The sequence below is a fragment of the Bifidobacterium ruminantium DSM 6489 genome, from assembly GCF_000770925.1.
In the GTDB taxonomy this organism is placed as follows: domain Bacteria; phylum Actinomycetota; class Actinomycetes; order Actinomycetales; family Bifidobacteriaceae; genus Bifidobacterium; species Bifidobacterium ruminantium.
Genome location: NZ_JDTK01000011.1, coordinates 1 through 10,177, shown reverse-complemented (window position 1 = coordinate 10,177; position 10,177 = coordinate 1). Strand labels below are relative to the sequence as shown.

The 10,177-nt window shown below is 52.9% G+C and carries 7 protein-coding genes and 1 pseudogene; all 8 read left to right on the top strand.

The features are described 5' to 3' along the window. Positions 1–299, top strand: a pseudogene (locus OU26_RS05635) (ATP-binding protein); the annotation flags it as partial. Next, the gene (gene pglZ, locus OU26_RS05630) at positions 292–2,952 is read left to right on the top strand and encodes a BREX-1 system phosphatase PglZ type A (RefSeq protein ID WP_026646058.1); all 2,661 of its coding nucleotides are present in this window, start codon (positions 292–294) and stop codon (positions 2,950–2,952) included. The pseudogene OU26_RS05635 and the gene pglZ, both read left to right, overlap by 8 nt. Before the next feature lie 37 nt (positions 2,953–2,989). Next, positions 2,990–5,200 (top strand): BREX system Lon protease-like protein BrxL, encoded by a 2,211-nt coding sequence (brxL, locus tag OU26_RS05625; RefSeq protein WP_033498966.1) that lies wholly within the window; start codon positions 2,990–2,992, stop codon positions 5,198–5,200. A gap of 42 nt (positions 5,201–5,242) precedes the next feature. Then, positions 5,243–6,334 (top strand): hypothetical protein, encoded by a 1,092-nt coding sequence (locus tag OU26_RS05620; RefSeq protein ID WP_160257602.1) that lies wholly within the window; start codon positions 5,243–5,245, stop codon positions 6,332–6,334. Continuing rightward, complete coding sequence (locus tag OU26_RS05615) at positions 6,318–6,599, top strand: hypothetical protein (RefSeq protein WP_026646055.1); 282 nt, start codon at positions 6,318–6,320, stop codon at positions 6,597–6,599. The genes OU26_RS05620 and OU26_RS05615 overlap by 17 nt, the downstream gene beginning before the upstream one ends. Positions 6,600–6,713: 114 nt before the next feature. Continuing rightward, the gene (locus tag OU26_RS05610) at positions 6,714–9,179 is read left to right on the top strand and encodes a GmrSD restriction endonuclease domain-containing protein (protein ID WP_026646054.1); all 2,466 of its coding nucleotides are present in this window, start codon (positions 6,714–6,716) and stop codon (positions 9,177–9,179) included. A 192-nt stretch (positions 9,180–9,371) separates the two neighbouring features. Continuing rightward, positions 9,372–9,644 carry a type II toxin-antitoxin system RelB/DinJ family antitoxin gene (locus OU26_RS05605; protein WP_026646053.1) on the top strand — a complete coding sequence of 91 codons (273 nt, stop codon included), beginning with the start codon at positions 9,372–9,374 and terminating at the stop codon, positions 9,642–9,644. Between the two features lie 2 nt (positions 9,645–9,646). Further along, positions 9,647–9,943, top strand: a complete 297-nt coding sequence (locus OU26_RS05600) for a type II toxin-antitoxin system RelE/ParE family toxin (protein WP_026646052.1) — start codon at positions 9,647–9,649, stop codon at positions 9,941–9,943. The last annotated feature ends 234 nt before the right edge of the window (positions 9,944–10,177 follow it).

Below are 10,177 nucleotides of genomic sequence, written 5' to 3'. Positions count from 1 at the left end.
GATTACGACGGGATTTGCTTTCTGATGACGGGGTTGATGAAGAATCAATTTCAAAGACGAGCATCATTGCAAGCGCCGACACTACGGTAGTTCCATCCCAGAAGGAGCGTATTCTTGATGCGCTGCGTAATAATGCGAGCATTTCCATCTCAGACGCTATCCGGATATTGGGCGTGCAGGAAAGGCAGGCTCAACGAATATTGAAGAGTCTGATAGAAGAAGGTAACGCAGTGAAAATCGGTGCTGGCCGTGCCACTCGATACGCCGAAGCAAAGAAAAGGACGGAATCGCATGAGTGAGAATAGCCAAGTAACAAGGCTGCTTGCCAAACGCTTCAGCCAGCCAGACGAGCATGGGCGCATCGTGTTTTGGCTTGACGACAAGAAGCAATATGCGGATGTTGTAGCAACATTGGTAGGCGAGCACGCTGCCGATGAGGCACTGCGCGAAGTCGAACTGATCACCCCGGAAATAGGGGATGAGAACGACAGACGATATATCCCGTTCACTGTGCGCTACCGCATGTTCCACGAAAAGCCGAATCAAAAATTCCTTGTGTATTCGACGGAACCGGCCCCGGCGCTTCAAGATGACTGGCTGTTGGATTTGAAACTGGCATACGGGCCTACATTCACCATGGATAAGCTCGCCGTGACTCTTACGGAAATGTTGCCGGAAACTTCCGCCGACACTCGAAAAGAGTGGATGGAGGTAATGAAGTGTGCGCCGAAGTTCTTCGATAGTGAGGAACGTGTCAAGCGCTTCGCGAAACGACTCACTGCGCATGACGACATTAAGGATTTTCAGGCGAAAATGATCGCCACGTTGTTGCACCTGAAAGATGACCGACACAGCATGCAAGACATCTGGGCGGAACTTCTCACGCAATATTCGCAGGGGGATGACTCTGGTATCACGGCAATCGAGCGCATGGGATTGAGCGCGTTCCATTGGGTGGGAACACGACGCATCTACCATTTTGATGTGGATACTGACTCCGGAAACGAACCGACGGTGAAGGATTTCGTGCTGTGGCTGTTTCAGCTGGCATGGAACGGATTTTCCGATGGGAAGAACGCGCTTTCCTCATATGCGAACATTATTCGCGACTGGGACGATTGGTATAAGAACATCGATATGCGCGCGGTGCTTCAGAATCTCTCCGAGAATGTAGTGGATGAACTGCAGCTGTCCGCACAAATCGCCGACATGAGCGTGGAGGAACTTGCCGACCGTGATTTGTTCCGCGACGTGGATGAAATGGTCGTTAACAAGCTGTACGAACGACTGGGAGAACAATCCATTACGGACGACCAAGTGCAGCGGATCATCAATGGGCGCAAGCAGAAGCTTTGGTATGCGGATTACGCCGACCAGTATGAATGCATTGCCGCAGCAAGCGAGCTTCGTGCCGTTTTGACTGAATGCAGCGGACTCATCGGCGCTATCAGCTCGCCGGAGCAGGGTATGGAACTGTATGCCGACAAATTGTATAAAGCTGATGGCACATACAGAAGATATGTGCTCGCATGGCATCAGGCTAACCCGGATGCGGTGAGCGTGAACGATGATCTTCAGAACGCCTATGAAACCTACCAGCAGGATTTGGGACAGGCTTGGCAGAAGCAGGTCGATACCCTCAGCCAATGGAAGTTCGTGGGGACGAATGCGCAAACCGACTTCTATGACCGTGAGGTTGCGCCGACCTTGAAGGCCAACAGAAAAATCGCTGTGATCATTTCCGATGCACTGCGATATGAGGCTGCGCAGGAGCTGTCCGAACGCATCGATAGAGAAAGCCGCTTCAGCACAAAACTGGATATGCAATACAGCGTTCTGCCATCCTATACGCAGCTTGGCATGGCGGCCTTGCTGCCGCATGATTCACTTGAGTTCGACAGTAAGAATCCCACGCCTAAGGACCGTTTGTATGTTCTGTCGGATGGACGCAGCACCAGAGGAGTCGGAGCGCGTGATGCGATTCTTTCGGATGTAGGCGGTAAAGCGATTAGATACGATGATCTGATAAAGCTGAAAGTCAGTGAGATCAAAGAGCTTTATAAATCCTGCAATGTGTTGTATGTGTATCACAACCATATCGATGCCACCGGTGATGCGGAAAAAACGGAAACGGAAACGGTGGACGCATGTGAAAAGACATTCAAAGAACTCGGCGAATTAGTCAAAAAACTCGCCAGCGGCAACGTATACAACATGATCATCACCGCCGATCATGGGTTCCTCTATCAGGATCGGGATTTGAGTAGTACGGAATGGCTGAGCGAACAGCCTAAGGGCGATGCAGTATGGGTGAAAAAGAGGCGCTTCTCCATCGGATCCAATCTCGCTCCAGGACGCGCATTTGTGACATTCACCGCTGCGCAGATAGGAATGGATGATTCTCAGGATGAGGGTGTGAGCATTCAAGTTCCGAACTCCATTATGCGTTTGCGTATGCAAGGCACAGGTGTGCGATACGTGCATGGAGGGGCTGCGTTGCAGGAAATAGTCGTTCCTGTACTGCATGTCAGTAAAGGACGTTCCGCAGCCGACGACGTAAGACCTGTGGAATTCACCATTCTGCAACGGACCGACAGACTTTCCAGCAGACAGTTGACTGTGGAGTTTCTTCAGAATGAGCCTGTCGGTGGAAAGATCCGTGCGCGTACCGTGCTGGCCGGATTGTGGGGGCGCGACGCAGCTGGTAATGATGTGCTCATCTCCAATGAGACGCCGGTCGCATTCAATCTGCTCGGACATGAGAAGAGCGAACGCCATGTGACGGCCACACTCATGCTGACCAGTGACGCGGAACGGTTCAATGGAACAAACATTGAGCTACGGCTGCGTGAGAAGACAGCCGGGTCTAATGTGCTGATCATGCTTGATCAGAAGGCGCGATACTTCTTCAAACAGGGCGTGGTATCCGACGATGCCGGATTCTTCGACTGAGCTGTATTTGATGTAACGAATAAGTGTGAGGATGCAAATGGACGAGCAGGACATGAACCAGAACGGGTGGATTGAAAATCCCGAATTCAGCGAGAAGAAGACCTCGCTGAATGCGTTGGACGCCAAAATCACCAATCTGTTCCCCGGAGTCACCGTCCGCAAGGATCTGGTGAACAAGGTCAAGGGCAATGCGCTGGTGCCCTCATATGTGCTGGAGTTCCTGCTCAGCGCATATGCCACGAACACCGACCAGGCCAGTATCGAGTCGGGTGTGGATCGAGTGCGTGCCATTCTTGCGAACAACTATGTGCATCGCGAGGAAGCCAATCTTATCCAGTCGAAAATCCGCGAGAAAGGCAGCCATAGGATTATCGACCGTGTACAGGTGGCGCTTAACGAGAAGACCGACCTCTACGAGGCGACATTCTCCAATCTCGGCATCAGCCAGGTCATTGTCGATCCAAGCCTTGTAAAGGCTTATCCGAAACTGCTGGTGACGGGCATCTGGTGCATGTGTCAGATCGGTTACGCATATTCCGGCGACCCGCGCGAAGTACCATGGCAGTTGCTGCAGCTCAAGCCTGTGCAGATGTCGCGTGATGATCGTGAGAACTACATGCAGCAACGTTCGCAATTCACCGATAGCGAATGGATCGATCTGCTGATGCAGTCCATTGGGTTCAATCCCGATCTATTCTCCGAACGGGCGAAACTGCTGCATCTGGTACGTATGGTGCCGTTTGTGGAGCGCAACTACAATCTGGTCGAACTCGGGCCGAAAGGTACCGGCAAATCGCACATCTACTCGGAATTCTCGCCGCACGGCATGCTCATCTCCGGCGGGGAAGTGACAGTGGCCAAACTGTTCGTGAACAATTCCAACGGACATTTGGGGCTTGTGGGCTATTGGGATACGGTGGCGTTCGACGAGTTCGCAGGCAAGGCCAAGAAGGCCGGCCGGGATTTGGTGGACATCATGAAGAACTACATGGCCAACAAGTCGTTCTCCCGTGGCGTCGAGACGTTCCAAGGCGAAGCGAGCATGGTGTTCGTGGGCAACACTTCGCATAACGTGCCGTATATGCTGAAAAATTCTGACCTGTTCGAAGAGCTGCCGAAGCAATACCATGATCCGGCGTTCCTAGACCGTATCCATTTCTACCTGCCGGGTTGGGAGTTCGAACAGATCCGTTCCGAGATGTTCACCAGCGGATTCGGATTCGTGGTCGACTACCTGGCGGAGATTCTGCACAACCTGCGCGATGCCGATTACAGCGACCGGTTTGAAGAGTATTTCGAGCTGTCTTCCACGCTGTCCACGCGAGATAAGGACGGCATCAGGAAGACATTCTCCGGATTGATGAAGCTTATCTACCCGGACGGCAATGCTACTCCTGAACAGATGGAACCGTTGCTGCGTTGTGCCTTCGAGGGCCGCAAGCGTGTCAAAGACCAGCTGTGCCGCATCGACTCCACCATGGAGGAAGTCGAGTTCACTTACAAGCGTGTGAGCGATGGCGAAGTAGTCGCCGTGCAGACGTTGGAAGAGCTTGACTACCCGCAGTTGTATTGGCGTGGGCGTGTAGCTGAGAACTCGGAAGATGAGGGCGAGGCAGAATCGTCTGTTGCTGGTGATGCTGCGGCAATTGCGGGTAACGAGGGCGAAGCCGGTGCTTCTGAGAACGCCAATGCCTTGCCCGTAGCGCGGCAGCAAGAAACAGCTACGATGACTCCAGTCGAGCGTCTTGCGGCAAAGGCCGACGGAAAGCAGCGGGAACTGGTCGAAAACCAACGTGGAATCACGTATTACAAATTGTTCGGTCCATATTTGGCTGGTGCGAAGAAAATTGTTGTAGAGGATGCGTATGTGCGTAAGCCTTATCAGCTGCGTAATCTGGCCGAGTTCTTGGAAATGCTGCTCAGATGCAAAAATTCCGATGAGGATGTAGCCGTTCATCTGGTGACCGGGCATAATGAGCCTGGATTCGTGGAAGCGCAATTAAATGGTTTGAACGAATTGGCATCAACGTTCTCACAGCTGGGCGTGAACCTTACCTACGAATTCAGAGACACTTTGCACGACCGTTCCATTACTTCGGATACCGGATGGGAGATTCTTCCCGGCCGTGGGCTTGACATCTTCCAGAAATTCGTTGATGGCGACTGGCTTAACCCGTTGTTGCGGCACCAGCAGCTTCGTCGTGTCAAAGAATGCAAGATTACGTATCGACGAATTGATGAGAAGTGAGGCAAAAATATGAATGTTCAATGTCCAGCTTGCGGCACGTATGTGGCAGAGACCGCGACCATGTGTCCGTATTGCGGCTTCCGCGGCGATGATCCGAGCCGGCCAATATACAAGCAGGGGGAGTACCACCCTGTACCGATTGTGCCTTGCGAAATCGTGGTGGATGATGGCCGGAGTTGTGAGATTCGGTTGTCTGACGAAGACAACAAGAACCTGTTCCGGCATCTGACTGATTGGAAATGGCTTTCAACCATGATTCCGGCTCTGGCGGAAACACTAGAAAGTATATTTGGTGGAACTGTGCATTTGGAAGCCAAGCTTCCGGAACATATCATGCACATGATCGAAGAGGGCAAACTTCATTTCGCCACGGATAAAAACGGCGAGATTCTTGCTGAAGTGTTCGATGAACGCAACAAAATCTTCAAACAAGTGCGTTTGGAGAAAGTCGTCAGGAATGATGCGTTATTACCGGCTATGCAGCATCTTGAAACGCAGGCTGCCCTTTGCTTGGTAATGGAAAAAATCGATGAAGTCGGCCGAGCTGTGCAACAGCTTGGCGAGGAACTGCAACAGGATCGTTTGGCCCGTATCGATGCCGCGCTTGATATGTTCCAGCAAGCGTGTCGTATCAAGAGCAGCCGGGAACGTAATGAGTATGTACGTGAAGCGTTGAACGAGGCCACGCGCGCGAAGGCTTTGCTGGTGCGCAATTTCGCGCAGCAGCAAAGGCTGATGGAGCAGGGCGGCAAAAAATCGGACGCCGCATTAAGGGCGATGCAGGATTATGTGGCGATTGTGAATGCAGTGAACGTGCAGATGCAAACGCATATGGCGTTGGGACAACAGGATGCGGCCGCGTATTGCCTTCAGGATCTTAATAAGTTCATCAAGAACTATGATCTCGATAAGCGCGATACGATGCTCAACCTTGTGGGCAGCGTGAAGAGCAAGAACAGAGGCGACAATCCGGAAAAGTTCGTTGCCGGTTCCTTACGAATAGCGGCAAACGTCGAAAACGTGGCGAAGGCACTCGACGCGGGCGAAGCGATCTCTCCAAAACTCATTACCGAGAGTGAGAGGAACGGGAATGATTCTAACGATGAGGAGAAGCAGCATGATGAAGAAGATTGAGGATGCTGAAAAAGTTGCTGATGAAATTGCAGGTGTTGGCGAAGAAAATCCTGCGTCGAAAAAACGCTCTTGCATCAAGTGCAAGATAGAACTGGCTTCCGACAACAAGCTGCCGTTCTGCTCGGCTTGCTGGGAGGAAATTACCGGTTACGTGAAAACGGCCGGAATCGCCTTGGGAACCTTGATGGTCGCTTTGATAAGAAAGTATGGCCCCAAAGTTGGCAAGGCGGCATTCATGACACTCAAGGCGATATTGAAGAAATAATCATTTACATTTCTTCTGAAATTTGTCCGTGGCACATTGCCTACGGTGTGAGGCTGTTGTTCTGTCGCGTGATAATTGAGGAGGTGGAAAAGCGATGTTGCGAGAGGAGGCATCATGGACGCTGGCAAGAAAATTCTGCTGGACTTATTCACCGGTTCGCTTCGGTTCGTTGTACCGGTGTATCAGCGCAGATACTCATGGGGCGAAGAGCAGTGCCGGCAATTGTGGGCCGACATCGTAACGGTTGGCAGGCATCCTGAGAGAACGCATTTCACCGGGTCGATTGTATGGATGCAGGAAGGCGGCATCGGCCCGGATGGTGTCAGCCGATGCCAGCTCATCGACGGCCAGCAGCGCCTTACCTCCGTGACCCTTTTGCTTATCGCACTGGCCGAATACGCTCGCGAACACCCTGAGAGCCTACGATTCTCCTCAGATATGCTCATCGACCGTGGCTATCTTGTCGATAAGTACGCAACTGGTGAAGGACGCTACAAGCTGACGCTTTCCGGTGATGATAGGGAAGTGCTGCGCAGCATGTGCGACCATGTGGTCGCTCCCGATCGCCCGAGCCATGCCGATACGGGTTCCCGGTTGGAAGCGAATCTTGATTTATTCCGTTCGCTGGTCGCGGCCATCGACGATGCGAACGTGGTATGGAACGGTCTGCAACGCCTTGAAGTCGTGTCCGTCACTCTGGATCGGGGGTGCGACGAGCCGCAATTGGTATTCGAATCGATGAATTCCACCGGGCTTGATCTTGAGACTTCCGATCTGGTACGCAACTACATGCTCATGGGGTGCCCCATGGCCGAGCAGAACACCTTGTATGCCGATTACTGGCTGCCTATGGAGCGTACTCTCGGCAGTCTCTCATTCGACGCGTTCCTGCACGACTGGATGGTCGTCACGCTGCAGAAGCCCGTGCCCAAAGGCCGCGCCATGTATTCGGAGTTCAAACGTTTTGCAGCCGATAGCTCCATGCCGCGCATGGAGCGCACGCGCAATCTTCTCGAGAACATGCTGGAATATGCGGGGTACTACGCCGTTATCAAAGGCGTTGCGGCCGCCGGCAGCGGTGACACTAACGTGGACTATCGGCTCGAATCGATCCAAGACCTGGACAGCACGGTTACGGATTCATTGGTTATGTACATGTTCGCGGCGTGGAAGCATCATTGCACAAACCGCGACGGATTGCTGCGTATGCTCGCGGATCTTGAATCGTATCTGTTTCGCAGAATGGTCTGTTCGGTGTCCAGCAACGGATTGAACAAACTTGTTCCATCCCTGATTGCCAAACTTGAATTAGCCGAACATGATTTGGTCGAAACCTTCGCCGCGCTGCTCCTCACCGAAACCGCCAAAGCCACGCGCATGCCCACAGACGAACAATTTAGGCAGGCGCTGCTCGGCGAGGATCTGTACCGCCCGGCTCCGCGGTGCAAATATCTGCTTGCCGGATTGGAGAACCATAACCATCCCAAGGATCCGCGATCCTTCAGCGAATACACCGTCGAACACATCATGCCGCAGAACGCCATGGCACATGCCGAGTGGCGCAACATGCTCGTCGACCCCGACCGATTCCCACTGCTGGTGAACAGTCTGGGAAATCTGACATTGACCGCATACAATTCAGAACTTTCCGATGGAACGTTCGAACAGAAGAAAAGCCGCATGATTGGCGGATATGACAGCGAATACCTGTCCATCTCCGCGGAACTGCACGATGCTTCGCAATGGGATGAACAGGCGATCGCGCAACGAGGTGCCCGGCTTGCCGATCTCGCATTGCAGGTGTGGGCACGCCCCACAGCGGGGGAAGAGGTGATGCAGACTCTGCGCAATCGGAATGCGAACCAGGGGGAACGCGAACAGAATGCCGTTGATTTCGCTGATCTATGCAAACGGGGCATTCTTGCAGCTGGAGCCGCGCTGGAAAGCCGGTATGCCGGCATAACCGCCACGGCGACCGTAACCGAAGACCACCGCATCCGCTTGTCCAACGGCGAAATATTCGGCAGCCCATCCGGCGCATTCCGCCGCGTCAGAATGCTTGAGACCGGCGAGGACAAGCATATCAACGGTTGGACAGTGTGGAAAGTCGCGGACGGCAGAACCTTGGACGAACTGCGGCAAGTCAGCGGTAATATCTCGTTGCGGCGCAGCTTCTGGAATGGACTGTACGAATATGCCGCAACACGAGCCGATTTCGTCGACGTGTATGGCGATCCGTCCGTTCGCAAGACGAACAGCGACACGTGGACCAGCTTCGGAGTAGGTTCGGGTTTCTGTCACCCGGATGGGGCGTTGAATATTCGAGGCGGCTATATTACGGTCGACCTGTATTTCACCGACACGTTCCAGTACGCGAAACTCTACAGCATGAAGGATTCCGTTGAACGGATGCTGTCTGTTTTGGGCGAGGCAACTTGGGACGAGCCGGACGCAGACAAGAAGAACCGCCACCTTTGGGTACGGCATGATGTGGATTTCTCCGGCGACATGACGGACGCCTACCAGTGGATGACGGACGGGCTGCTCGCCATGCGCAGCGTATACGATCTGCTGATTTGATTTACTTCTAACGGTCAACTGTTAGGAGCGAAAGGACACCGTGAGACATGTCTTTGACTTACGTATTTTTGCCGTACCTTGGTATTTCTCGGACAAGAAATACGCATTGCAATGTCTCGGCACTGCTGAATGATGTAAGATAATAGTAATTGTTTGTCTTACGGTGTTGGGCATTTGGGGAACGGAGAAAATATGACTATGTCGTCAGTGACTGTCCGCGTGGATTCGGACACCAAGCAGAAGGCCTCCGACATCGCCGAGGATTTCGGATTCGACCTTTCCAGCGTGACCCGTGCCTTCTACCGGCAGATCGTCAGGGAAAAGCGTATCCCACTGAATCTTTCGTATCAAAGTGAAGTTCCGGCCGAAACGCTTTCTGCCTTGCGGGAGGTTCACGAACGTTCCGGGAAAGGCGATCCGCGGTTTCATTCTGCTGATGAGATGTTTGATTCCTTGGGGATTTGATCGTGCTCAATGCGGAATACACGAAGGCATTCCAGCGCGACATCAAGCGTCTGAAACGCAAGCACGTTGATTTCACTGAGTTGAAGAACGTCATCCGCTTGGTGCTTGAAGATACGGATGAGGCAAAGGAGACGCTTCGTCGGCGTCATCGTGCGCATCGCCTGCAAGGCGGCGAGTGGGAGCGTGTGGTCGAATGCCATGTCGGCAATGCTGGTGACTGGCTCGCCGTTTGGATTCGGGAAGATGGCACTGCATGGTTTCTTCGTACGGGTACCCATGAGGAGATATTCGGCAACTGATAAAGATTCCATCGAAATCGTCGATTTGTTCTGTAGTAGGCGATGAATGGAGGCCATGCCTTTCTACGCAAACTACCAAATACGGGTCGGTGGCAGAATCTCATGCGTTTCTTCTTTTGATGGTGTGGTGGAGAGGCTGCACTGCATTCTTGCTCTTTGTATCTGAATGAGCGACAAAATATGGCCAAGCGTGGGCTCCCGACTGATAACGCCCGAATTCTTGCGCACTTTCGG